Here is a 23,712-nt window from a genome sequence, read left to right as displayed (position 1 = left end):
TTAAATAGATGAAATCTTTTCAGCTAATTCCTTTTTTCCTGATTTTATAGCACATTTATACAATTGCATCTTTTCATTGAATATTATACCAGCTTCCCAAAGAGTTTTTTCATCTAGCAAAACAAAATCATCAAAATTGCCTTTAAAAGCTTCTTCGCCTTTTTTTAACAACAGTACTTTAGGTTTCAAACTGGCGAATTCGTCTATCCAGTGGGTTGATATTATTATGGTCTTTCCCAAGTTGTGAAGTTCTTTTATAAGGTTGAATATAGAAGTTTTTGTCAGGTAATCCAATCCAACAGTGGGTTCGTCAAAGATTATATAATCAGGGTTATAGGAGAGAACAGAGATAATCGCTACCTTTCTCATTTCTCCTCCTGAGAGTTCAAATGGATTTTTTTCAAGGTATGATTCCGGTAACTTTACCAAGTCTAAATAGTACTTTAGTAAATCATCACTTAGTTGAACCCCAAAATTTTTTGGTGCAAACATTATTTCTTCCCTTACTGTGGGAAGAAAAAATTGCGATTCTGGGTATTGAAAAACTATACCTATTTTCTTTCTGATATCTTTTATGTTGACCTTTTTGTCCTTTGTGGATAGTCTCTCAACTAACACTCGTCCTTGTTGAGGTATGAGTAATCCATTCAGTAAACTCATTAACGTAGTTTTCCCGGATCCTGTATGTCCAACGAATAACCACAAATCACCTTTCTTAATTTCTATATTTATATTTGTTAAGGCTGTCTTTTGAAAAGGTGTATTCAAGGAGTAAGTAAAACTTACATCTTCAAGTATTATCGACATAGTTCATCAACCAACTTTTTCAAATCCGTATGAAAATGTCTGTTAATTTTTTCGTTGAAAGGTAGCTCAGATTGGATAACGTTATTCTTGTAAAATTGATCCTTGTCTCCTTCATAAACAATCTCTCCATCGTTGAGAGCGATGATTTTGTCTACATGTTCCAGGTCAGAAGAATGATGAGTAGCAATTATAATCGTTTCTCCTATTTCTCTGAGATTGTGTATAACTTTATAGATTTCATTTCGACCTTTTGGATCTAGCATTGAAGTAGGTTCATCCATAAGTATAATCTCAGGTTCCATTGCCAGAATAGAGGCTATTGCAAGTCTTTGTTTTTGCCCTCCAGATAATGCATTGGGGTCTGCGTGGTTCAACCCTTCTAACCCTACCGTTGAAAGGGCCCATTCGATTCTTTCTAGCATTTTCTCTCTTGGGACCCCTATGTTTTCTAACCCAAAAGCTACGTCCTCTTCGACGGTGACCCCTATAATTTGATTTTCAGGGTTTTGAAAAATATAACCTACCTTTATTCTATTATGTTCATCTAATTTTTGATCTTTGATAATTACTTCTCCCTCTTGAGGGGATAAAATACCACAAAGAAGCTTTAGAAGCGTAGATTTTCCACTTCCATTACTCCCAACTAATCCAATAAACTCGCCTTTTTTGACGTCTAAATTGATATTTGTTAGTACCTTTTTTTCATAATAACTGAAAGAAAGATTTTTGCATCCAAAAAACATCCTAACCCCTCTTTATTGAAAAATAAACTCTAAAACCTCCAGATTTTTCTAGCTCTTTTACGTTACCAAAAATTTGTTCCATGTAACTTTCTAATGCTTTCCCACCCTTATTGTGGTAAGCAACTAAATACATCTTGCCATTCTCATTCAAATGGTAATAGGATCCTTCGATCAGTTCATGTAATACTTTCTTACCAGCGACTATTGGAGGGTTGGTAACAATGACATCGAAGTAATCATCTTCCCATGGTTTGAATAGATTTCCTTGTTTGATCACAGCGTTTACATTGTTGTTTTTAGCGTTTATTTTAGAAAAATCAACGGCTCTGTTATTTATGTCACTCATATACAGATCGATGTCAGGAAACTCTTTTTTTAAGGCTATACCTATTGCTCCGTATCCGCATCCAATGTCTAAAACTTTTTCATTTGTTAGTTCTACTTTTTCAATCAATAAAATGCTTGCCCTGTCTATTCTTTTCTTCCCATACACCCCAGATGGGGCTTTAAATAGATACTTATGCCCGTTTCTTAATTTTAAAATTAATTCTTTTACAGTTAATTCTGACGTTGGGTTTTCGCTGTAGTAATGCTCAAAAGAAGGTGTTCTTTTGATTTCTTTTTCTTTAATGGGTTTCTGATCGCTATTAACTTTTTTGATTACCTCATCAACTTTCATGAAAGCAATATCATCAGGACCGTATATTTGAACATCTTCATATTCGTTCTTATTTTTCTTTTTTCGTGCCAATTTTTTGTACCTCCAAAATTATTAAAGATGGCTGGGTTTCCCTGCTGCACATAGAAATCTCCGCTTATGGCTGCTCCCTTCCGGGCCTGACCAGTTTCACGGGTTCCTATTGCGCAGGACCCAGCCTCCTGTAATGGTGCTTCCATATTATATCATTTCATTGTTGAAAAATCAATTAATCTTGTTAAAAGCTATGTTAACCTTAAAAATCATCGGGATTTGCTCCAAATCTTTTACCCTGATCTAAATTGTCTATTATCTTCATTTCTTCCTCTGTTAGTTCGAAGTCGAAAATATCAGCATTTTCTTTTATTCTTTCCTTGTGTACAGATTTGGGAATAGTTACCACGCCATGTTGCAGGTCCCATCTTAATACTATTTGTGCGGGAGTTTTTTTATACTTATTTGCTATGTCTACTATCTGAGAAATGTTTAAGACTCTTCCTCTCATTAAAGGACTCCAAGCTTCAAGCTGTATTTTGTTCCTTTGACAATAATCTAAAAGATCTCTTTGCAATAAGTATGGATGAAATTCTACTTGATTCACCATAGGGGTAATTTCACAGTTATTTATTATATCTTGGAGATGATGAATTAAAAAATTACTCACACCAATAGCCCTTACTCTACCTTCCTTATATAACTTTTCAAGGGCTTTCCAGGTTTCTATATATTTTCCACTTACAGGCCAGTGAATTAAGTATAAATCTAAATAATCTGTTCCCAATCTTTTTAATGAATTCTCAAAAGAGTTTAAAGTACTTTCAAAACCTTGATTCGTATTCCATACTTTTGAGGTTATAAAAATTTCATCTCTTGGTATTTTACTCTGTCTGATTGCTTTACCTATCTCTTCTTCGTTTTCGTACATTTCAGCGGTATCTATCAATCTGTATCCTATACTTAAAGCGTACTTTACACCCTCTATCAATTCATCTCCATGGGCTTTGTATGTCCCATATCCCAACCAAGGAATTTTCACTTTGTTGGCTAATTCCGCTTTATCGTAGATGTTTGTAATTCGCATAGATCAACCCCCTTGTTTTTATGATTTATTTTGATTTTGTTTTTTTTCATTCAACTTCAAGTAACAATCTCTACAGACGGCGATATATTTTTCAAAACCACCAACATCTATTTCTCCACCGTTTTCCACAATTTTGTAAGATATTGTACCTCTATACTCTCCACATTCATGGCAAACAGCTTTCTTTTTAATCACCGTGTCTGCATGGGCCATTAAAAGTGAGGTAACTTTGAATGGATTATTTTTATAACTCAAATCCAAGCCCGCACAATAAACATCCTTACCAGAATTGATCATCTCGACAACCACTTCTCTAAGAGGCTCGTCTAAAAACTGGATTTCATCTATAAAAACCGCTTTTTCGTCTCCCTCAAGCTGAGGTAAAATTTCAGCGGAATTATTTATGGGAATTGCTTTAACGGAAGTATTAGAATGCGATACAATGTAAGTTTCATTGTATCTCTTATCTAACAAAGGTTTAAAGACTTTTATCTTCTTTTTCCCGAGGGTGTAAATTTCAATGAAAGAGATTAATTCGGAAGTTTTACCAGAATACATAGGTCCAACAATTACTACTAAATTTCCTGTTGCCATATTAAAGTTTCACATCCCTTTTTTCGTTAGTTTTGATCAAATTTTTTCGATAATAATTGATCAATTTCCTCTAAAGACTCCTTCCACAATGTTTCTATTCCAAAATCATTCAGAATATCCAAGGAAGGGGTTCTAAATATAAAATAGTCCTTGTAATTGAATCTTCCCATGGAAACAACGTAGAGCACATATGAAGCAACCGCCTTAATAGGATACCATTTGTATAAGAAGAAAAAGTTTTTCAAAAAAACATCATACAAACTTTTAATATTTACATCTTCTACCTCGTAATATTCGTAAAGAACTTCATCAAAGATTCTCATAAACCTGGCTGGTAATTTATTGGGGAAGAAATGCTTGTCTAACCTGAAAACAGTGGTGTTCCATTCTTTTTTCAATAAAGCTGCATCGATCAAGGTTTCTATTTTAGTATGTGATTTGCCAGTGTTTCTTTCTATAATATGGATTCGTGGATGTATTTTCATATCAAGATAAGAATGCAAGTATAAACCCAATGCATACTCTGGGCTTTCCTTTTGAAGTTCTTCTATTAACCTTGTTAAATCAACATTATGCAACGTTTCACCAATAATGTGATATTTGGGATCAGAAATATTGTAATAAAAGATATCAGGACCCATCAGTCCAAGGTTAAACATTTTCACATTTTTCAAACTGTTTGGAAAAATCTTATGACCGAAGATAATGTGTGTTAAATATCCTGGCATCCCTTAACTCCTTCATATGCTTTCTCTTTTTTATTTTATCATATTTTTGGAATGGTTTGACATATCCATTAGTAAAACAAAGTGCGCATCGATTACAAGAAACTTTTTTATACAATATATTATTATTTTCCATTATTGCCTGTGTAAAACTTCATTTTGCCTCGCCTTAATTACCTGCTATTTTCGAAAGATTATCTTCATTTTTCTTTTTTCTTAATCCCAATAATTTCTTTTTTATAGTCATGTGAGGAAAGAAAATTTGTTGAATTAAATAAGTAAATAATGTTACCATCTTTTTAATTTTTTTCATTCTCCGACTTATAATTTTCACTTAATAAAGTTTTTCTATTATGCCAATCTTCTATCAAATATCAAACTTTTGTCTTGCAAGGAAACACTATATTTTCTAAATTGAGCAATATAAGGCTTTTCATCTGAAAGTAGTTGGCTATGAAAAATTTTAATTTCTTCTTCTCCATAGCATTCTCTTTCAATACTTTTCTACCAAAAATTATTATCTATAAACCGTAGTTCCAATTTCCTAATGCAGGGAAGAAGTTTTCCCCCTCAAACTCATTTTCTGTTTCTTTTCATAAATATCTATCAAATGGAAATGCATCCTCAAAATCCCCTATTTTTCTAAATTCATTAGCTATTTGTACTTGTTCTGTTATATATATTCTACGTTTCGACTGTTTGTTAAGGACATCATTAGTTGTTTTGAAATGTAATTTGGCTACTTTTCTGAGAATATCTTTTCCATATGTGGCAACAATCTTCTTCCCACTTTCTATAACTGTCTGCGATACACCTTTAGACAAGTTTATTTTATATTCATTTGATAGTTTAGATAGTTTTTCTAAAAACCTTGCTCGTGCTAGAATCGATGCTGCTGCCACAGCTATGTTTTGTTCAGCTCTGTGCATCTGTATAAGTCGCAGGTTTTTACCTCTTTCTTGAAGTTTACTAAGGATAAAGCTTTCGTCTGCAAATTGATCAGCGATTGCAACCTTACAATCAACTTTTGAAAGAACTTCCTCTATAGCTTTTGCATGTCCCCAGGCAAGTAATGAATTTAGACTTTTCTTTTCCTTTTTTAATTGCTCATATAAGCTATTGTATTTTTCTGGAGATATTTCAATAATCGCAAAGCGCCCTTTACATATTTTAGTTACTTTCTGGGCAAGTTCTAAGTTCTTAGCATCGCTAAGTTTCTTACTATCCTTTACGCCACATTCAATCAATTTTTTTGCAGATTGCTCATTTACATAGACACCAGCGCTAACTAAGGGCCCGAAGAAATCACCTTTCCCCGATTCATCTGTGCCGATAATAGGGAATCCTAGTCCAACATTTTTATTTAAATTTTTTGAACCAGATGGTATTTCTTTACTTTCTATCAAAGTTTGGATTTTTATCACATTTGCTTTACTATTAAGTTGCGAATAATCGATTTTCAAAACACCCTTCTCGTTTTGATAAATTCTAATTAGTCCAGACCAGTTAAGAGTAGAGACGGTAAACTGCACACCATAAGCAATCTCTTTACAATCAGATACAATGAAATTGTTGCTTTCTAGTGCGGATCTTATATGTTTATAACTCTCAAGAAGTCTATTTTTTTGTTCCATATCACTCATCTCTTCTTGTGGAGATTAAATCATAATTGTCATTAAAATAGTCAAATATTTCTTTTGTATCCTTAAATATGCTGTTGACCTTCTCCTCTGCTTTTTCTGGCGAATCAACTTTGGTAATTTTACTCTCGTCACTATGCATCATAAAGTTTCTGTTCGTATCGAGACACAGACTAATTTTTTTGAGCATTGTGTCAGCGTATGTTTCTTTTTCACAAATAGTCTTTCTTCTTTGGTTGTTCCTATCATTCAGAGGCGAAAAATTTGCATTTTTTGTATTGAAATAGCCTGGTTCGAAAAGCCCTATCCCAACAAGAAGTTTTTTTACAAAACCCTCAAATGCCTTTGATGCAGGCATTACCAACGGGGAGAACTCAGGTAAAGGAATCTTAGTTAAGCAGAGACATTCGGAAGCTACAAACCATTTTCTATCATAAGTCTCAAGATAATTATAAACAAGGCCTATTTTTTTCTTTACATTGTCTTCAGCTATATCTAAGAGCTCAGGAGTATATTTAGCTGCAAAAAACTCCAAATTCTTTTCGTCGCTTGATATGAATCTGGCTATCACGTCCTTCTCTGATGGGTTAGCAATTCTTTCAATCAGGTTACAGCAATCCTCAAAAAGCTTATCCATTTTCCCTTGAAGTAATAAGGTGCCATTATTGTATTGGGTTAAAGTTATAGAAAAATTGTTCCTAGCAATTTTAGCCCTATATTCAATAGCAGGGGTTGGATTTTCGGTAATTTCCACTGTTGCTTCAAGCGTGTTTAAAGATTCTTTTATTTTTGATCTGAGTTCAACTAGCATAATGTCGTATCTTGTTGTGCACGATTTGATCTCTTTTATCTCACCTCCAATAAAAGATTGTGGATTTTTTTCATAATCAGATTTCAGATTTTCCATTTCATCCTTCAATAAGTTTTGCTTACCTTGAATTAGCACCTTATCTGTATAATAGATTTTTACTATTGTTCTATAGTAATAGTTTGATATATCAAGCCTCAAATCTTTTTCCTCTGAAGTTTGTTTGACTTGGTAGTTTTTACTAGCACAGTAATCAGTAAAAACTTTTGCTATCCTATCAGTATTTGAAACAGATTTAGACATATCTTAAACCTCCCCAAACAATTCTATTACTCCCTTTAAAAAATATGAAACTCGATTGAAACCATATTTCTAGAATTCGAAAATTTTAAAAATACGTCCTTCATTCTAAGTTTCATCAGATCTGTTTTAGTACCTCTTAGCACGCATCCGGCTCACAAAAATAGAGAAGTTTTTGCCTTGTTGCTCTTTTTAAATCAAAATCTTATTTTTAAAAATCTTTTATTTCTAAAATTTTGTTAATTTTATGTTTTTAATCTCTTTTATTGCCTACCTCTGAAGGCATAGCCATGAGGTTCCGGCGTATGTGAGTTTTCACCATAACAATAGCAAAGGTGAGACTGCGGGATTGCAAATAGCACCAAAGGAGTATATATGGACTGTTAGAAGGATTAAATTATACTTATACAAATAGGGTTTTTTTCTGAGCTATAACATCATTTATTTAGTGGCATAGGATAGAGGTATCGACCATTTTCATCGAGTATATTTGATTTCATTACCTTTTCATACTATCTTTTAAAATACTTAGCTATATAAGAAGGTTTCTTGTAATCGAACATCTTCTTAAATTCAAGTACCAATCCGTAGGCTTGAACTGTGTCAAGGTGTTGATATTCCATCAATTCATCGAGTCTAACTTTATCTTTCTTAGTAAGGTTGTTAGGATTTTTTAATAGCAAGTACGTTGTCATTTTTTATCTCTTTCCTAACGGTACATGATTATTCAATCCTTTGTTCCTATTTCGTTTTTCTTAACCATAATTTTGTGAAACGAACTAAAGTATAACTTTCAAAGAACAACGATTTTGATTGAAAAATTCTATCAAATTGAATTTTACTTTTATAGCATGTAAGGAGCATATTCACAGTTATAACACAAAATAGTAATTCTGTAAGAAAAGTGAACTTTATATTCTGTGTTGTATGATCAATTCTAACAAAGCTATATAAGAAAATAAAAGGTTTCAACAGCAACGGGTAAGTGGCTCATTCGAAGACCACCTCGTTGGTTTTTGATATTGATATCACCCGACATCTTTTAGAGTTGAAGTCAACTCTTCAATGCTTTTAAATCTATATTTCTCAAAATCCTCTTGATTTATTCGTATGAAAATCCATTTACTTTTTGTAATTTTAGTAGCATCTTCACACCACAATTTCATTCTTTTGTCTTTGTGTTTAACATCGACATCTTCCCTACCCTTTGTTTCAACAATCAAACGTTCGTTCTTGTCTGTCAATATGACGAAATCCGGATAGTATAACTTAAGATTTCCATCAGAATCTCTATATTCTACAAAAAAACCAATTTTGGGAACTATTTTACTGAACGCTAACACATCTTCAGCTCTGTCTAGAAACTTGGCAAAATCCAATTCAAAATCGTTATCGCAAGGAACATAGTTGAAGATACATCTATCGGCAGGATAAACCATTTTTGACGAGGGGAAAGGAGACGTGTCTGAAAGTTTAATAAAATATATCTTTTCTGGCTCCATTTCTATAAAAGTCATATTTTTGAATGCTTCTACAAACAATCTTGTTAACCTCTCCTGAACCTCAGGAGAACTTAACATATAAAGAACTCTTGGGTCATCGAGGTCAACTTTTTCGCTGAATAATTTTTCCATGACATATTTTTTTACGAGGGGGTAAAAACTAGAAAATGCTCCTCTTATTTTCAACTGCTTGAGTATCTGGTCAGTATAATAGGCAATGACACTTTTTGAATCCTGCGGTACAGGCAAATCCCATTTTCTTTTTATAATTTCCATTCCTTTTAGCATATCTACAGCCACATATTCCATTTCTAAGATTTTGTTTTCTAATGGTATTGCAAGCGGAGGTAATTTATCAACCTCAACCTCCTCCAATTGAAATTCCCTCAGGAGAATCCTCGGAGAGAGCACAGGAATCTCGATATCTTTATCCAGCTTATTCTCATCTACATATATAGTTGTTAAATTAAGGGATTTTCCAGTATCGAATTCAGCGAACTTGATACCCTCTTGGGTTTCTAATTCCTCAAGAATATCCATCAAGCCTGGTGGTCCAATAACTTCGAGGATGTTTATTGATTCATCAACATTTGCATCTTCTTCAAGAAACATTTTTCTTAAACCTCTTCCTATAACTTGTTCTGGGAGCACCTTCCTTTTTGATGTGTAAGATCGAAGTCCCACAATCACATTTACATTTCTAACGTCCCATCCCTCATTTAACATCATTGTGCTTACTATTGCTTCGTATGGATTTTTTTCAGGATCTGGATCATCAATTGTCTTTGCAAACTCTCTCGCTTTAGATAGATCTGCTTTTTTAACTTCTCCAGTGCTATTTGTATGTATCAATAATACCTTATCTTTAAGGTCTGGAACAGCAGAGTTCAGATACTCATATATCTCATCTGCCTCTTCATTTTCTGGGCACTGAAAGAACAGTACTGGCTTTTTTGATAAGGGCTTTAATTTATCCTTGTATTCCCTCCATCTTCTTATTCCCGCATCAATCCAAGCTCTGTATCTCTCAACTGTTTTTTTAGAAGCGATTTCTTTAGCACCCTTTACAAGCCCCTTCAGCGGCAATTTCACGATATTCATTTCTATGGCTTCTTTCAATGAAAAATCAACAATGATCCATGGAAATAAAGCTCCATTTTCAGTTTTGGGCGTGGCAGAAAAATCGAGTTCCATATTGATGCCTTTGCCATATTGAGAGACCAAGTCTTTGTTAAGTTCCAAAAGTATCTTCTTCCATGCCTTTTCAAAACTGTATATGTGGTGGGCTTCATCTTTCAAGATCATTATATTAGGGCAAGTGGTAAGAACCTCTTTTATCCTGTTTTCCTGATAGATATCGGAAACATTATAAACCTCAGGCAATTCCATAACTTTATCTATATACTGCTCTACTTCTTTCTTTTTACTCTCCCTTTGTTCTAACTGTTGAATATTGGTCAAAAACAACACTGCTTCTGGAATTATATGGATTGGATCCTCCTTAAGGATCACTTTCAAGTCGAACTCCTCTTGCCACTCAAGAGGAATAAGCGGCAATTCTCGGAAAATCTTGCCATCTTTGAAATCTCTTGTCAGCCTATCATAAATTACATTTTTTTCTCCTGCTATGAGCAGATACTTTGAGGTATAATCATCTTTGTTCTCTTTCTTATAATTGAAATACTGCCAAACAATGCTCAATGCCATTACATAGGTCTTACCAGAACCTGTAGCCATTTTGAAGGCATAAAGTGGATATTGATCATAGGAGGGGTCATAACCTTGTATAGGTCCGGCACCGAAATCCCTTGCTATATCAATGAAATTCCGTTTTTTCATTACTTCATAAACGTATATCAGCGTTTCAATAGCTTCCCTCTGACAAAACCAGAATTGAAAGAACTCTTTTTCTACTAAATGGTCTTCTTCAAACCAAAACTGCAGAAGCCTTTTTGTTGTGGGTGTAACTTTTGGATAGCCTTCTTCTCGCCATGTGTATACTGCTTTTCGGAGTTCGTTGACTAAATATGCCTTACTTGGGCGTCTCTGTTCGGGTTGTAAAAGATCAGTAGGTCTCATTTTATCATCACCTTCAAAACCTTATTCGTGTCATTCCCAAAAACATCCACCACCTTAACCATTATCTGGTATTCGCCTGCTTCATCGTATTTGTGTTTTGCCTCATAATCGACTTTAGGATTCTTTTTCACCCTGAAACTCTGCCATTGATTGTGAAAGGTATCGCCTTTGTAATCCCAATCAATTGCCCAGTAATCTATGAGTTCCCTTGAGTCTTTTACTTTACTGGCAATCTCTGCGAGTTCTCCTGTGGGTGGGATTTGGAAATCAGTGATTTTGAGTACGACTTCATTTCCATTCGTTTTAGTGTCAATTTCGAGATATGCAACCTCTGGGAATTTAATATATTTTGATAACTCTTTTTCAACAATCTGGTCCGGAATCTTCAATAACTGCAAATCAAAACCAACAAGCGATGATTTTATTTCATTTACAGAAGGAATCTGAACAAGCCTTAAATCAACATCGTTCTTCTTTGCCAATGCTTTGGCGAGTTCATTAACTTCATAACTCCATTCCCAGCCAAGAACATCTGCCTTATTGAAGTTGTTTGCCCTACATTCAATTACTACTTTTTCAACTTCTTCCATCGTAACAGGAGCGTTCAAAGGTCCTATATGAACTGCTCTGTCTCCTTTTCTTCCATGTAAATATTTAAAACCAGTTAAAGGTTGTGCCTGATAAAGTTTGAGCATAAAGGCAAGATATTCATCTTCTCTCTCCTGCCAATAAACAGTTTCATAGTTTCCAATGTTCCAGAGTTCAAAAGGCCTTGCGGGCTGACCATATTTATTTTTCTTTTCTTCTATCAGATCTTTTGAATTGTGAATATCTAAAAGCCTTTTTCTTGTAACTTGGATTGCAAACTTGGATAAATCTGAGCCTATCCATCGCCTGCCAAGTTTTTCAGCAACCGCTAAGGTTGTGCCTGAACCACAGAAGAAATCTGCAACGATGTCTCCGGGATTTGTTGCTGCCATAACCAATATTTGAAGTAAGCCTTCTGGTTTTTGAGTATCAAAATCCAATCTTTCAGATGAAACATTAATTACAGGTTTCACGCTTATTTTTGATAATCTATTGTCAATAACAAGATTAATCTCATCTTCCAATACATCCCGAAGAATCACATCAGCATAATATCTACCAGCCTCGTCTTTCTGTGAAGTGAAGAATGCTTTTTCATAATAAATTCTCTCTTTGAATTTGTTAAACTTTGGTTTATCTGATTTGGAATAAAATAGTATTACATCATGCTTTTTAGAAAAACCGGGGTCTTTACCTGGTGCTCCACCAGTTCTATAAGCCCATAATATTTCGCTCCGGAATCCCGGTTTACCCTCTCCTCCATACCCAAAAATTTCATCCATCATTACTTTGACATAATGTTCTACATGCCAATCCAAATGGACATAAATAGAACCGTCCTCAGCCAGCAACTCCCTCATTAAAACTAATCGCTCATACATATACTTTAGATATGAAGCGATACCATTGCTCCATGTGTCTTTGTAAGCTCGTTCTTCTATAATTGAAGGCTCTTTTTCTATTTTCTCCTCCCCAACTTTTGTTTTCACAGAAAAATCCGCACCCGTAAAAAACGGCGGATCAATGTAGATTAAATTAATTTTTCCAGCCCAGCCTTGCTTTATCAACGAAGACATCACCAATTTGTTATCTCCCCAAATGAGTAAATTCTTCCAATCCTTTGGATAGTTTTCAGGATATTTATCCTCTGGAAAAAGTGAAAGCGAGTTTCCTCCTTTGGCTCTTGGCTTATTCACCGTCTCAATAGTCTGAAATGGAAGATTTGGTTTTTCAATGGGCATCTTTTCACTCAAGTCAATTTTGTTATATTTTCCTGCCCATAGGAGTTCTACATATTTTTTATTTTCAGCCACTTTTTTCACCTCGATACTACACTTTGACGGTCTTTTTTCTGATTTTTCAAGCTCAACCACAATTAATAAATGATTCCCTTGTGTTAAGAATAGCTTTAATCTGTTAATTCTTTTATCTTCTTTCTCTCTTTCTTATTTTACCAAATTTTTTCCGATTTACTAAGTTAAAATTTCTAATCAATTAGTACCTTTTTATACACCCTTGAAAAATTTTCTCCCAAGATCTTTTTTATGTTTTCTTCACCATATCCCCTTTGCAGTAATTTCTCAACGAGTAACACAATATTTGAATGGTTATCTAAAACTTGAAAAGATGGAGATGGATTAAGTTCGTTAACAAACTGGGGGTTAAATTTTTTTAAATGCTCACAGAAATCAAATCCTAAACCTACATACTCGATTCCAACTAAATTTACAATGTGATCTATATGTTTAACTAAATCGTCAACGTTGGCTTTTTCCGAATCCTTGGCGACGATTTTATTAAAGGCGTTTATTCCTATTACACCGTCGGTATCTGCTATCGCTTTTATCTGTGAATCAGAGAGATTTCTTTCTAAGTTTACTATCTTTCTACAATTAGAATGGGAAGCTATTATAGGTCCTTTAGTAAGCTCAATAACTTGCCAAAATCCTTTATCATTCAAATGGCTAACATCTATTATCATACCTAAACTTTGAGCTTTTTTAACTAAATCTATTCCAAAATCAGATAAACCATTTGAATTTTTCGTTGGGTCTGGCGGTAAAAACTTACTTCCATCACCAGCATAGTTTCTTCTACTCCAAGTCAGTCCAACAAATCTTACACCTAAACGATAAAAGATATCGAGTAAATCTAAATCGTTGTATAAGGGTTCAACACCCTCAAAAGATAAAAATATTCCGATTTTATTACTTTCTTTTGCTTTAATTATATCTTCGTATGATTTACATAACATTAAATAATCGCTTGATTCTTCTAATTCCTGGTAAAATGAGCTGATTTGGTCTAAAGCCTCTCTTAATGAGATTTCAGGGGTTAAAAAACTTTCGATAAACAAAGAGGAAATTACGGCATTTAGTCCGCCTTTGCGAAAATTGTCGAGATGATCGGTTTCTATCACTTTATGGATTCCAAATTTTCTTTGATTTGCTACATCCATTAGTAAATCGAAATGTGCATCGATTACAAGATTTTCTTCTAAGATTTTATGAGCTTGTTCTTTGAAGTTAATCAAAATATTTCCTCCTCAATCTTTTTTATTTTTTGGCCTTAGGAACTCTAAAACATTGTATATAGGACATCTTCTGTGCAGACTTTTAAGAAAGGGACCTGCGGTCCCAAGCAGGGTAGATGGGAGGGCTTCGCCCTGTGACCCTTTTAAGTTCAAAATCTTATTTCTAAAATATTGTATATAGCGCCCCTTCGCCCCGCTGCCCACCCATAAGGAAAAGAGGTGGTAAGGATTTGCTTCGCTGCCCACCCATAAAGAAAAGGAGTGGTAAGGATTTGCTTCGCTGCCCACCCATAAGGAAAAGGAGTGGTAAGGATTTGCCTCGCTACTACCCATAAGGAAAACCCTTGATTTTTTGGACTCGCAAACTGCCCCAAAGTTTATCAGTTTTTTTAATTATACTATTATTTAATAAATTCTTCAAATTCTTTAAAAAATGGAGATAAGTCCATATAATCGAAAATAATTACCCTTAAATGGATTTAGTTGCCGTTAATCGGATTTTGTTTATTTAAAATGTATTGGTATAATATGTCTAGACATGTATGTACATAAGGAGTGAAAGAATATGAATAACAAACCAAAATACGAAAAAATAAAGGAATTTTTGATAGCAAATATAGAAAACGGAACATATAAACCTGATGAACAGATACCATCCGAAAAGGCGTTAGCCAAAGAATTTAAAGTAAGTAGAGAAACTGTCAGAAAAGCACTAGATAAATTAGTTTTTGAAGGTTACCTTTATCGAATTCAAGGTTTGGGAACGTTTGTCTCTCCTATAAAAGGGTTATCTACAAGTTCTATGCAAGAAAAACACAAAATAGGTGTTGTTCTTCCTATTTCACATGAATATTTATCTTTTGAAATATTGGCGGGGATTGAGAAGGCTTATCACAACACAGAATACGAACCTTTCGTTCAGTTCATAGATTCTAATTCCACTATAACGAAATTAAAAATGAAATATATTCTCTCTTCTAATCCAAAAGGATATATAATCCTTCCCACAAAAGAATTGGTAGAAGATGAAATTTTCAAAAGGTTATTAAAAAAAGAGGTTCCTATGGTTTTTGTAGATAAAACAGTTAACGATATTAGGAAACCACTTGTTCAATCTGATAATTACTTAGGTGCATATCACTTGACAAAAGAGCTTATTCAAAATTCAACAGTAAAATCTACCATGTTTTTCTCTGAAGAAGATTTTTCTATTAGCTCCGTGAAAGAAAGATATAACGGAATGTCCGATGCATGTAAAGAGCATAATATTCCCGTTTATAGCGAAATAGTTGGGAAAAATGAGATGGACAGGGCTATAGACAAATGTTTGAAGTACCATGTGGATACTATATTTTGTTGTAACGATATTGTAGCCGTAAGTACTTTGACAGCGTTGCAAGTAAGAGGTCTTTCGGTACCTGAAAAAGTGAAATTATATGGATTTGATGATAGACCAATAGCGCAAAGTATATTCCCAAATCTTACCACTGTAAGGCAACCTTTACGAAATATGGGTGAGGTTGCGGCAAAATACTTAGCTTCAATCATCGAAGGTGAAAATAAAAGCGAGAATTTCAAAATTACTTTGCCTGTTGAACTAGTATGGCGAGATTCAACTGGGCAAAAAATCAAGTGAGGAGGGATCAAGATGAGTAGGAAGATTTTAGTGAGTTTTGTGTTGTTTGTTATGATTTTTTCAAGCATGGCTTTAGCAGTGGAAAAGGTTGTTTTAACTGGAACATTCGCCGCTCCTGCAGATAGGTGGAATGAGTTGATACCAGTGGCTTTAGAAGAGTTAAACAAAAGACATCCCGACATGGACATCACGATGGAATACGAAGTGCTCCCATATGATGATACAAGGTCTAAACTTATCACTTTAACTGCTGGAAAAACTCCAAGAGACTTAGTTTCAGTCGATCAAATATGGTTGGGAGAGTTTGCACAATCAGGTTTCCTAAAAGATATTACAAAAGAAGTTAACTCTTGGGGAAGGATTGATGAATTTTATCCTGCAAATGTCGAAGGTTCAAAATTTAATGGCAAGTTTTACAGTATCTGGACTTGGACAGACGTACGGGTAACTTGGTATTGGAAAGATTTGTTAGAAGAAGCAGACGTAGATCCCGAAATGCTGAAAACTTGGGATGGATACATAGAGGCCTACAAGAAATTAGCTCCTGTCACTATGAAAAAGGGTATATTACCGATGCATTTAGTAGGTGCTAGTCATTCGCCTGATATGTGGTTTCCATATCTATGGATGAATGGTGGAGAAATTCTTGAACAGAAAGATGGGGAGTATTACCCAGCTTTTTATAGCGAGGCAGGTGCAAAGGCACTAACTTTCTTGAGAGATCAAGTAGAAGCAGGTATAAGGCCACAAGTCCAACATCAATGGGGCCAAGAATTTACTGATAAGAGATTTGCTGTAATGATCGAAGGAAGTTGGCTGTTAGGGAACTTCCCTGAAGGATTTGATTTCGATCAAATTGGTATGATTCCAGGATTTCCAGTTCCTGAAGAGGGTATGAAAAGTTCCACGATGATGGGGGGTTGGCTGTTGGCTGTTCCTTCAACATCCGAACATCCCGAGTTAGCTTGGGAATTGATGACTATCATGCTTGATCCAGAAATTTTGACCCCTGTTTTGGCTAAATACGTTTACTTGCCCACTCAAAAAACCATAGCCGAACAAGATCCTTACAAATCCACTCTTGAAACTGAGATACCCTTCTTCGAAGATCTTATGAAGGCGGTAGAAATAGGAAAGGGAAGACCAAATATTCCCGAATATCCACAAATAGCCGAGGCATTGCGAATAGCAATAGAAGAAGTCTATTATGGGGTAAAAACTCCAGAAGATGCCTTGAGAGATGCCTCAAAGAAGGTTGAAGAAATTTTGATCTTCTAAGGAAATTTTGAAAAGTAAAAATTTAACAGAGCAGTCCTCCTTGTTTAAAGGAGGCTGCTTTTAGTAGAGAAAAGACGGAGGTGATGAACCGATGCAAAAGAAAAAGTGGATGCCTTTTTTATTGTTACTACCTGCTTTGGCCATAATGTTCTTTTTAATGATTTTTCCTGTATTTTGGAATATCACTATATCGCTGAATGATGTTAAAACTACTAATATAAATGACGTTTGGCCTTTTGTTGGACTCCAAAACTGGGTAAAAATTTTTCAAGATGAATATTTCCTACAATCTTTAAAAGTTACACTCTTTTTTGTTTTAGGATCGGTATTTTTTCAAATTTTTATAGGATTTTTAATAGCGAGGATTTTAATTGAAAGAGTTTGGGGGACTAAATTTTTTAGAGTTCTTTTTATGCTTCCTTGGCTTTTGTCAGCGACTATCGTTGGATTTTCTTGGCAGTGGATGTACAACGATTATTTTGGATTGATAAATGGTATGCTCATGAGATTAGGAATGCAGCCTGTTAATTGGATATCAGATCCAAACATGGCCTTGATATCCTTATTGATAGCTAACATATGGTTTGGAACACCGTTTTCTATACTTTTTCAAGAATCCTCGTTGTTGACAATCGATAGAAGTTTGTATGAGGCCGCAAAAATTGATGGTGCTAACCCACTTCAAAGTTTTTTCAATATAACGTTGCCTTTGTTGACACCTTTTTTGGGGATAAATTTGATCCTTACTTCTATGTGGAGTGTAAACCTTTTTGATCTTCAATTGGTATTGACGGGAGGAGGTCCCTTAATGTCTACTACAACGGCATCTTTGTATATGTATAAACAAGGTTTTGAGCAAGGTAATCTATCAATTGGTGCAACAATAGGATTAGTTCTACTTATTATAAATTTGATAGTTTCTTTCCTTTATCTACGGGCATTGAGAGGTGAGGAGGCATGACCAAAAAGAATAAAACAATTAGAGCTATATTATTTATTATTCTTGTTATATTCGCTATTTATACGATAATGCCCATATTTTGGGTGTTTGTTACTTCACTAAAAACACCAGAGGAAGCAAGATCATTCCCTCCTACTTTAATTCCTAAAGAAATTACATTTGAAAACTACAAGTTGCTTTTTCAAGATGAACAAATGATGAGAAGCTTTCTGAATAGTATTATAGTAGCGGTTCCAGCAACTCTACTATGTGTTATAATTTCTGCGTTAGCAGCATTCTCCTTTTCAAGGTACAAATTCAGAGGGAAAAAGCAACTTTTAGCTGCAGTGATGGGAGTTTTTATGATTCCTATTACGATGAACACAATCCCGCTCTATTTGATATTTCAGAGGATGGGTTTGCTAGATACATATGCGGGAGTAATCCTGGCTTATCAGGTTTTAATCATACCCTTGAATATTTTTATTCTCAAAAATCATTTTGATACCATTCCTATTTCTTTAGAAGAGGCGGCGGCGCTTGATGGTGCCACTACCATGCAAAGATTTACTAAAGTGATAATGCCTTTATCTTGGCCTGGTTTAAGTATATCTTTTATATTCACTTTCAGATTTGCATGGAATGAATTTGTTTTACCTATGATCTTAATAAGTTCTCCCAGTAAAACTGTTTTCCAAGTTGCAATGTACAGGTTTTTGGGACTTTACAGTATAGATTGGGGCTTACTTAGTGCCGCTATAGTAATTGGTATGATCCCAATTTTGATAATAATAATATTCTTTCAGAGACAGCTCTTACAAGGGATACAGGCTGGTTCAATTAAAGGATAATTGGAGGCGAAGAGATGTACTACATCATTTCACACACTCATTGGGATAGAGAATGGTTCGCTCCGGCGGATATAACAAAAAAAATGCTACCTAGTTTATTTCAAAAACTCTTCGAGTTAATTGATAATAATCCTGAATACAAATTTGTGTTAGATGGACAAATGTTGATAGTGAAAGATTATTTAAGTAATTTTCAAGGAGAAGAAAGAAAAAAAGTAGAGAACGAATTGAAAAAATACTCTAAAAATATAGCCTTTGGCCCATACTATGGACAAATTGATTGGAGAGTATCTGAAGAAAGCTCAATTAGAAATATTATATTGGGTAGACAAGAGGCTAAAAAATATGGAAATGTCATGAATATAGGTTGGTTACTGGATAATTTTGGTTTTTCGTCTCAAGTTGCACAAATTAATTCTAAATGTGAAATAGAAGGTTGTTTCCTCTGGAGAGGGTTAAAAGTGAAATTTCCAAAAATCGGGTTTACTTGGAGCAGCCCCGATGGTAGCAAAATTCACGGCATATTTTTACTCGATAGTTATAGGAATATCATGAGGTTGAAAGATTTTCCAGAAGTTATGGAAAAAAGATTGGAATTGGAAATTAACAAGCTAAAAAAATATTCGAAAACTAATTATCTCCCTTTACTAAACGGATACGACTTGGACCCTGTTCCAGAAGATCCCACTGATGGAGAATTAAAAACGGTTTTTCCAGATGAGTTTATACAAGGATATTTTAAACAAGAAGACCCTTCTTTAATAGGAGAATACGTGGGTGAACTCATGGATGGAAGCGTTGTTTCGGTATTTCCAGGAAGTTTATCAACAAGGCAGTATTTAAAAATTATGAATTGGCATTCTGAATATATGCTCTCTAAGGTATTAGAACCCTTGATTGCTATCGCAGACAATTCTGAAGACGATAAAGAGATACAAAAGGCTTGGGAATATTTAATAATGAACCTAGTCCACGACAGCATAGGAGGAGTAGGAGTAGATCAGATTCATGAAGATATGGAAGAAAGATACAATAAAATTAAAGAGATTTTTGAATCAACTTTAAATAAAGTTTTGGATAAGGTAGGCCAGATTTTACCTTTAGGTTATACTTGTCTAAACTTGAATCTTCAGGAAATACCCGTATTATTTGAAGATAAAGAAACCCTTTATAGATTTTCTGCACCATCAGGCAGTTTATCAAAAGTACATTTAAAAAAGTATAAAGTAAGTTATTTAGAAAAACCAATAAATAGTTTTCATTGGGAGAACGAACATTTCAAAGCATTGGTTGAAAACGGGAAGCTTAGAATTAAAAAGGAAAATAACGATTATTTAATCAGAGCTGTTTTGGTAGAAGATAAGGGTGATGAATACTCTTCTGCATTTGATAAAGAGTTGAACTTAACTTTCTCAAGAATGAGATTGAAAGCACGGTCAGATAATTATTCCAAAATAGCTCTTGATTTTACCAGCAACGAAGTTGACTTCACCCTTTATTTGACATTTTCAGAATTGCCCTATATCAATATCGAAATTGAATCTTTGGGAAAAGGATCAGATTATGGATTACTTTTATCTTTAATTGGAGATGGAGATATAAATGCAGGTGTACCTTTTGATTCTGTAAAAAGACCATATGAAGTAAAATATGAGGAACCAGAAGAAGAAATGAAAAAGTTTTTAGTTGCTGCAAGAGAAATCTCTTTTAATAACGTTTTTTCTATGAAGGATTACGCTGGATTAGAAAAGGATGACCATTTTGCAGCCTTTATGGCCAAAGGAATTTATAGTTATACCACACATTCTACGACATCCTTGACCCCGTTCGGGGCGTTTTCTGCAGAAAAAGCTGCTTCTTTAATTTTATTAAGATCTGTAAGCTGGCTTTCTGTTGAAAATGTAAAAGGAAGAATTGGAGATGCCGGTCCCGTAATGTACACTCCTGGAGCCGAAGTAAAAAGAAAAATGAAAATTGAAGCCGCCTTTTGCATATCATCTAAAGATAATTTTTTGAAATACAAAAATTCCTTTATCAATCCGCCTTTATTGTTTTATAAACATAGTAATAATTCAGGTTTAGAAAACCAGGCCGGGGTGGTGCATAAATTCTATTCTTCAGTGGATGAAAACATAGAATTTGTGAATATGAAACCTTCAATAGACAAAGAAGGGATAACCCTACGGTTTTTTAATCCTACTCACAAGAAAAAAGAGATAAAATTACCTCAAAAATCAATAAAAACCGATTTATTAGAGAATGAATTAGAAGAATTCGATGGAACAATCAAGCCAAAAGAGATATTAACTTTAAAAATACCTAAGCTATCTTTTAATATTTGTTCTGATGATCAAGGCTCAAAAGTTAACATCGTATATCCTAAATTTACGTGGGATATCTCTGAAGATCTTTCGAAACCGGATATAGATATAATAAATAATATGGAAAGAGAAGCCAAAGATCTTAAAGAACATATAAAAGATTTAGAAAAGAAAATAAAAGAAAGTCAAGGTATTAACAGGTATGAATTGCTTTTTGAAAAGTATAAATTAATGAGGAAGGCGCTAGAATTAGAGTTATCCTCGTTATATAACAGATCTAAGATTGAACGTGTGGATCCTTCAAAAATAGAACATATAATTGTAGAGTTGAACGATGTCAGAATAAAAAGGAGAGGCATAGAGTTTTTACTGGCTACTCTCAAGTAGTTTCATAATCTATAATATATTATACGGGGGGACATCATTATGAAAAAAGTATTTGGTTTAGTGCAATTGAGCTCAAAATTGAATGACAAAGAAACAAACCTTAAAAAGTTAGATTCTTTGATTTCAAAAGAAGTAAAAAAAGCGGATTTATACATCCTACCAGAGTTTTTTAACATAGGATACGATCTTGAAAGTATTAACAATTACGCCGAAGATCTTGCCGAAATTATACCAGAAGGTGAAACTACTCAAGAAGTTATAAGGATTGCAAAGAAATACAACGTTTCTATTGTTGCAAACATTTTAGAAAAAGACCCAATAATAATTGGGAAGTATTACGATACCTCGATTTTAATAGATGATTCAGGTAAATTACTTGGTAAGTATAGAAAAATATTTGTTTTTCCAAAAGAAAAGTTTAGACTTTCCGAAGGAACGTCTATAGAGATAATAGATTGGAAAGGTATAAAAATCGGTTTATCAATTTGTTATGATCATGCTTTTCCAGAATTATATAGGGTAATGGCCCTTAGAGGGGCACAAATACTAATAATTACCTCTGCTGTTCCAAAAGGTTTTGAAAAATTAGTAGAGGTAAGAACATCCGCCCGGGCACAAGATAATCAACTGTTTGCAATCGGGGTAAACGCCGTTGGTAAACCCTCTGAAGATTCGATTCCTTTTTGCGGAAATTCCATAGCTGTTGATCCACATGGAGATACCCTGATTAAATTGGAAGATGAAGAAGATGTAATTGCACAGGTAAGTATAGATACCGATAAAATTCTTGAAGAAAGGCTTTTGGAGCCATCACTTCACGAAATAAAGATGTTGAAGATCTACAATGAGATAGCTTTCAAAATTGATTAAACAAAAACCCTCCAACAGACGTATATGACTTTGGAGGGTTTTTGTATTTTTTAATTTAATATTGAAGATCAAATTTAGGGTCGACAGATTTAGCGTTTAACTCACGGGAAGTTTTGACTTCTTTTTTCAATAGTTCTTTCCAGGTATCTAAGAGCTCTTGTAGGAAAGATCTTACTTCTTTTAAAATTTCAATATCCTTTTTGGTATTTGATTCTAACAATCTTTGATACATGTAATTATAAAGTGCTCTGAGGTTTTTAGCTATCTCTCCACCTTTTTCAAGATTCAAAGAAACGTTGAGTTCTGTGACTATGTCTTCAACTCTTATGATCTGTTTATTGGCCTCGGAAAAATTTTTGTTTTCAATAGCTTTTATTGCTCTATTTATTCTTTCTATCGAATTTTGATACAAAAGTTCGACTAATTTTGCGGGACTAGCTGTTTTTATACTGTTTTCAAAATAATAGTTAGCGTTTTGATTATTATTGTACATTCAAATTACACCCCTTTTTTCTCAAGAGTTTTTTGAGCATTTTTTAAAATCGTTTCAAAGGTCGACAAAACTTCATTGAAATCAAATTCAATGATGTCTGAAAGCTCTAAATAATCTTGATTCCCTTGAGATCTAATTATATCTTGGACAACATTTTGTACGTCGTCTAAGTCTCCTGGGTTGTAAAAATCTTCCTCGCTGAAAGCTCGTGTTTGTTCTATGACGTCTAATAGAGCTTGCAAACCTTCTGCAATACTGTTAAGCATTTTATGCCCTTCGTTTGTATTAAGCAAAACTTCTTTTGAAACCCTTTCTAAATTTTCCCTAACCTTACTAATATATTCAAGTGATTGAGAGATAAGATCGAATAAAACTTCTTTTTTTGAAGTGAATTCCAACTCTACCTCTTCTCCACCTTCAAAGAAAGAATCTTTTATTTCATCGTAATAATTTAAAGGGATTTCTTTTTCATTGATCGTTATTTTAGTTAAAACGCCTTTTGTTTTGTTAATATAATCTTGCACTATCTCTTCAAAAGTATTGTACTTATCTGCTGGAATATCTAAATCAAAAGTTTTTACACCGCTTATTCTCAACTTTATATTCTCCTCATCAAACATTGTATTCACTCCTTTTTTTTCTGACTCCTAGAATATAATCGTCTAAAAAAGTTATTTCTTTAGAATAAAAGTATCACATTTTAATGATATAATAAAAAGAGAAAATTTAAAACAGATCTAGGCATTTAGAAAAATAAAATAAGGGTGGGCAGCGGGGCGAAGGGGCGCTAAATAATATTTTAGAGTTTCTAAAGACCAGACGATTTTTTGGGATTAGGA

The 23,712-nt window shown here is 34.0% G+C and carries 20 protein-coding genes and 1 other RNA gene; 6 read left to right on the top strand and 15 right to left on the bottom strand.

The window, feature by feature from the left end; genetic code table 11:
* From X927_RS04040 to X927_RS03980, 13 genes are all read right to left on the bottom strand, one after another.
* Complete coding sequence (locus X927_RS04040) at nucleotides 1-807, bottom strand: ATP-binding cassette domain-containing protein (protein ID WP_103076818.1); 807 nt, start codon at nucleotides 805-807, stop codon at nucleotides 1-3.
* On the bottom strand, nucleotides 798-1,550 hold the full coding sequence (locus tag X927_RS04035; protein WP_103076817.1) for an energy-coupling factor ABC transporter ATP-binding protein: 753 nt from the start codon (nucleotides 1,548-1,550) through the stop codon (nucleotides 798-800). Before X927_RS04035 ends, X927_RS04040 begins: the two co-directional genes overlap by 10 nt.
* A 1-nt stretch (nucleotide 1,551) precedes the next feature.
* The gene (locus X927_RS04030; RefSeq protein ID WP_103076860.1) at nucleotides 1,552-2,229 is read right to left on the bottom strand and encodes a methyltransferase; all 678 of its coding nucleotides are present in this window, start codon (nucleotides 2,227-2,229) and stop codon (nucleotides 1,552-1,554) included.
* A 98-nt stretch (nucleotides 2,230-2,327) separates the two neighbouring features.
* Nucleotides 2,328-2,427, bottom strand: an RNA gene (gene ffs / locus X927_RS04025) — signal recognition particle sRNA small type.
* Nucleotides 2,428-2,503: 76 nt separating this feature from the next.
* The gene (locus tag X927_RS04020; protein WP_211287809.1) at nucleotides 2,504-3,328 is read right to left on the bottom strand and encodes an aldo/keto reductase; all 825 of its coding nucleotides are present in this window, start codon (nucleotides 3,326-3,328) and stop codon (nucleotides 2,504-2,506) included.
* A gap of 18 nt (nucleotides 3,329-3,346) precedes the next feature.
* The gene (locus X927_RS04015; RefSeq protein ID WP_103076816.1) at nucleotides 3,347-3,922 is read right to left on the bottom strand and encodes a thymidine kinase; all 576 of its coding nucleotides are present in this window, start codon (nucleotides 3,920-3,922) and stop codon (nucleotides 3,347-3,349) included.
* Nucleotides 3,923-3,948: 26 nt separating this feature from the next.
* Entirely contained in the window at nucleotides 3,949-4,650 is a 702-nt protein-coding gene (locus X927_RS04010; protein WP_103076815.1) for a zinc dependent phospholipase C family protein, read from the bottom strand.
* A 590-nt stretch (nucleotides 4,651-5,240) separates the two neighbouring features.
* Nucleotides 5,241-6,281, bottom strand: a complete 1,041-nt coding sequence (gene rnhC, locus X927_RS04005; RefSeq protein ID WP_103076814.1) for a ribonuclease HIII — start codon at nucleotides 6,279-6,281, stop codon at nucleotides 5,241-5,243.
* A gap of 1 nt (nucleotide 6,282) precedes the next feature.
* Nucleotides 6,283-7,398 (bottom strand): type II toxin-antitoxin system RnlA family toxin, encoded by a 1,116-nt coding sequence (locus X927_RS04000; protein WP_103076813.1) that lies wholly within the window; start codon nucleotides 7,396-7,398, stop codon nucleotides 6,283-6,285.
* Between the two features lie 509 nt (nucleotides 7,399-7,907).
* Entirely contained in the window at nucleotides 7,908-8,090 is a 183-nt protein-coding gene (locus X927_RS03995) for a transposase (protein ID WP_103076812.1), read from the bottom strand.
* Nucleotides 8,091-8,423: 333 nt separating this feature from the next.
* Nucleotides 8,424-10,976: a DEAD/DEAH box helicase gene (locus X927_RS03990; protein ID WP_103076811.1), complete on the bottom strand. Its 2,553-nt coding sequence runs from the start codon at nucleotides 10,974-10,976 to the stop codon at nucleotides 8,424-8,426.
* The gene (locus X927_RS10235; RefSeq protein ID WP_211287808.1) at nucleotides 10,973-12,877 is read right to left on the bottom strand and encodes a site-specific DNA-methyltransferase; all 1,905 of its coding nucleotides are present in this window, start codon (nucleotides 12,875-12,877) and stop codon (nucleotides 10,973-10,975) included. The genes X927_RS03990 and X927_RS10235 overlap by 4 nt, the downstream gene beginning before the upstream one ends.
* 173 nt (nucleotides 12,878-13,050) lie before the next feature.
* Entirely contained in the window at nucleotides 13,051-14,097 is a 1,047-nt protein-coding gene (locus X927_RS03980) for a dipeptidase (protein WP_103076810.1), read from the bottom strand.
* Between the two features lie 565 nt (nucleotides 14,098-14,662).
* Between X927_RS03980 and X927_RS03970 the strand changes: the two genes are divergently transcribed.
* The 6 genes from X927_RS03970 to X927_RS03945 all read left to right on the top strand — a co-directional run bounded on the left by X927_RS03970 (nucleotide 14,663) and on the right by X927_RS03945 (nucleotide 22,380).
* Nucleotides 14,663-15,733 carry a LacI family DNA-binding transcriptional regulator gene (locus tag X927_RS03970; protein WP_103076808.1) on the top strand — a complete coding sequence of 357 codons (1,071 nt, stop codon included), beginning with the start codon at nucleotides 14,663-14,665 and terminating at the stop codon, nucleotides 15,731-15,733.
* A 12-nt stretch (nucleotides 15,734-15,745) separates the two neighbouring features.
* The gene (locus X927_RS03965; protein WP_103076807.1) at nucleotides 15,746-17,011 is read left to right on the top strand and encodes an ABC transporter substrate-binding protein; all 1,266 of its coding nucleotides are present in this window, start codon (nucleotides 15,746-15,748) and stop codon (nucleotides 17,009-17,011) included.
* 91 nt (nucleotides 17,012-17,102) lie between these two features.
* The gene (locus X927_RS03960; protein ID WP_103076806.1) at nucleotides 17,103-17,972 is read left to right on the top strand and encodes a carbohydrate ABC transporter permease; all 870 of its coding nucleotides are present in this window, start codon (nucleotides 17,103-17,105) and stop codon (nucleotides 17,970-17,972) included.
* Nucleotides 17,969-18,802: a carbohydrate ABC transporter permease gene (locus X927_RS03955; RefSeq protein ID WP_103076805.1), complete on the top strand. Its 834-nt coding sequence runs from the start codon at nucleotides 17,969-17,971 to the stop codon at nucleotides 18,800-18,802. The genes X927_RS03960 and X927_RS03955 overlap by 4 nt, the downstream gene beginning before the upstream one ends.
* Before the next feature lie 14 nt (nucleotides 18,803-18,816).
* A complete protein-coding gene (locus X927_RS03950; RefSeq protein WP_103076804.1) occupies nucleotides 18,817-21,510 on the top strand; it encodes a glycoside hydrolase family 38 N-terminal domain-containing protein in 2,694 nt (897 codons plus the stop codon).
* Between the two features lie 39 nt (nucleotides 21,511-21,549).
* Nucleotides 21,550-22,380, top strand: coding sequence for a carbon-nitrogen hydrolase family protein (locus tag X927_RS03945; RefSeq protein ID WP_103076803.1), 831 nt, complete (start codon nucleotides 21,550-21,552; stop codon nucleotides 22,378-22,380).
* A gap of 55 nt (nucleotides 22,381-22,435) precedes the next feature.
* On the opposite strand, the gene fliS is transcribed toward X927_RS03945, so the two are convergent.
* Both fliS and X927_RS03935 read right to left on the bottom strand, forming a co-directional pair.
* Nucleotides 22,436-22,873 (bottom strand): flagellar export chaperone FliS, encoded by a 438-nt coding sequence (gene fliS, locus X927_RS03940; protein ID WP_103076802.1) that lies wholly within the window; start codon nucleotides 22,871-22,873, stop codon nucleotides 22,436-22,438.
* 5 nt (nucleotides 22,874-22,878) lie between these two features.
* Entirely contained in the window at nucleotides 22,879-23,493 is a 615-nt protein-coding gene (locus X927_RS03935; RefSeq protein ID WP_103076801.1) for a hypothetical protein, read from the bottom strand.
* Nucleotides 23,494-23,712 lie beyond the last annotated feature (219 nt).

Source organism: Petrotoga mexicana DSM 14811, assembly GCF_002895565.1.
Classification (GTDB): domain Bacteria; phylum Thermotogota; class Thermotogae; order Petrotogales; family Petrotogaceae; genus Petrotoga; species Petrotoga mexicana.
The sequence above is the reverse complement of the archived record's forward strand: the minus strand, read 5'-3'. Positions and strand labels throughout refer to the sequence as shown.

Bases quoted from the DNA above. Each gene is read 5' to 3' on its own strand.
- X927_RS04015 (WP_103076816.1), bottom strand. From the start codon at position 3,922: ATGGCAACAGGAAATTTAGTAGTAATTGTTGGACCTATGTATTCTGGT.
- X927_RS03935 (WP_103076801.1), bottom strand. From the start codon at position 23,493: ATGTTTGATGAGGAGAATATAAAGTTGAGAATAAGCGGTGTAAAAACT.
- fliS (WP_103076802.1), bottom strand. From the start codon at position 22,873: ATGTACAATAATAATCAAAACGCTAACTATTATTTTGAAAACAGTATA.
- X927_RS04035 (WP_103076817.1), bottom strand. From the start codon at position 1,550: ATGTTTTTTGGATGCAAAAATCTTTCTTTCAGTTATTATGAAAAAAAG.
- X927_RS04020 (WP_211287809.1), bottom strand. From the start codon at position 3,328: ATGCGAATTACAAACATCTACGATAAAGCGGAATTAGCCAACAAAGTG.
- X927_RS04030 (WP_103076860.1), bottom strand. From the start codon at position 2,229: ATGAAAGTTGATGAGGTAATCAAAAAAGTTAATAGCGATCAGAAACCC.
- X927_RS03960 (WP_103076806.1), top strand. From the start codon at position 17,103: ATGCAAAAGAAAAAGTGGATGCCTTTTTTATTGTTACTACCTGCTTTG.
- X927_RS03950 (WP_103076804.1), top strand. From the start codon at position 18,817: ATGTACTACATCATTTCACACACTCATTGGGATAGAGAATGGTTCGCT.
- X927_RS03995 (WP_103076812.1), bottom strand. From the start codon at position 8,090: ATGACAACGTACTTGCTATTAAAAAATCCTAACAACCTTACTAAGAAA.
- X927_RS04040 (WP_103076818.1), bottom strand. From the start codon at position 807: ATGTCGATAATACTTGAAGATGTAAGTTTTACTTACTCCTTGAATACA.
- X927_RS03965 (WP_103076807.1), top strand. From the start codon at position 15,746: ATGAGTAGGAAGATTTTAGTGAGTTTTGTGTTGTTTGTTATGATTTTT.
- X927_RS04010 (WP_103076815.1), bottom strand. From the start codon at position 4,650: ATGCCAGGATATTTAACACACATTATCTTCGGTCATAAGATTTTTCCA.
- X927_RS03955 (WP_103076805.1), top strand. From the start codon at position 17,969: ATGACCAAAAAGAATAAAACAATTAGAGCTATATTATTTATTATTCTT.
- X927_RS03990 (WP_103076811.1), bottom strand. From the start codon at position 10,976: ATGAGACCTACTGATCTTTTACAACCCGAACAGAGACGCCCAAGTAAG.
- X927_RS04000 (WP_103076813.1), bottom strand. From the start codon at position 7,398: ATGTCTAAATCTGTTTCAAATACTGATAGGATAGCAAAAGTTTTTACT.
- X927_RS03945 (WP_103076803.1), top strand. From the start codon at position 21,550: ATGAAAAAAGTATTTGGTTTAGTGCAATTGAGCTCAAAATTGAATGAC.
- X927_RS03970 (WP_103076808.1), top strand. From the start codon at position 14,663: ATGAATAACAAACCAAAATACGAAAAAATAAAGGAATTTTTGATAGCA.
- rnhC (WP_103076814.1), bottom strand. From the start codon at position 6,281: ATGGAACAAAAAAATAGACTTCTTGAGAGTTATAAACATATAAGATCC.